This is a genomic window from Staphylococcus sp. AC872, from assembly GCF_979255425.1.
Genome location: NZ_CEEDKW010000025.1, coordinates 1 through 706, shown reverse-complemented (window position 1 = coordinate 706; position 706 = coordinate 1). Strand labels below are relative to the sequence as shown.

Genomic DNA, 706 nt, shown 5'->3' with positions numbered 1-706 from the left:
GCATCGTGTTTTGTACCTGCTGGTAATTCAACTACTGTGTCTGCAATTTCACCAATTGCAGAATCTAGTTTAGTTGTTAGTAATACCACTTCTGCTTCAACTGATTTCGCTTTATCTGCTAATAAGCGAAGGTGTTCTGTTGAACCCGAACCAGAAATCACAATAAATAAATCACCTTTTTGAATTGATGGTGTTGTTGATTCGCCAATAACAAATGCTTGCTTGCCTAATTGATTGAGTCTCATTGCAAAACTATTTGCAACGAATCCAGAACGACCCTTACCTGCAACAAATATGCGTGATGCTTCAGTTACTTCTGATGCAAATCCATCAAACTCTTCATCTTTAACATGAGATAAAGTACCCTTTAACTCATCTAAAATTAATTGATAATGATTAAAAGTTGCCATCATTATTTACCTTCAATAGCGTCACGACATTGTTTAGCTGCTTCTACAGGGTCATCAGCATTTGCGATACCGCCACCAACAATTACTAAGTCAGGTTCTTCTGCAACAATTTCTTTAATTGTATCTGGTTTAATACCACCAGCAACTGCGACTTTAGAATTTTTAATTACTGATTTAACTTTACGTAAGCTATCTAATGGAGATTGTCCTTCAGCTTGTAAATCATAACCAGTGTGCACTGCAATATAGTCAGCACCCATTTCATCTAATTCTTTCGCACGTTTTTCTAAATCTTG

General features: G+C 36.3%; 2 protein-coding genes. Both read right to left on the bottom strand.

Annotated features, from left to right (window positions below; all coding sequences use genetic code 11):
- Positions 1–410, bottom strand: a 410-nt coding sequence (hxlB, locus tag ACZ267_RS12750; protein WP_194180872.1) for a 6-phospho-3-hexuloisomerase, incomplete at its 3' end; no start/stop codon positions are given.
- A 2-nt stretch (positions 411–412) separates the two neighbouring features.
- A partial coding sequence (locus ACZ267_RS12745) for an orotidine 5'-phosphate decarboxylase / HUMPS family protein (protein WP_463680335.1) occupies positions 413–706 on the bottom strand: 294 nt, incomplete at its 5' end.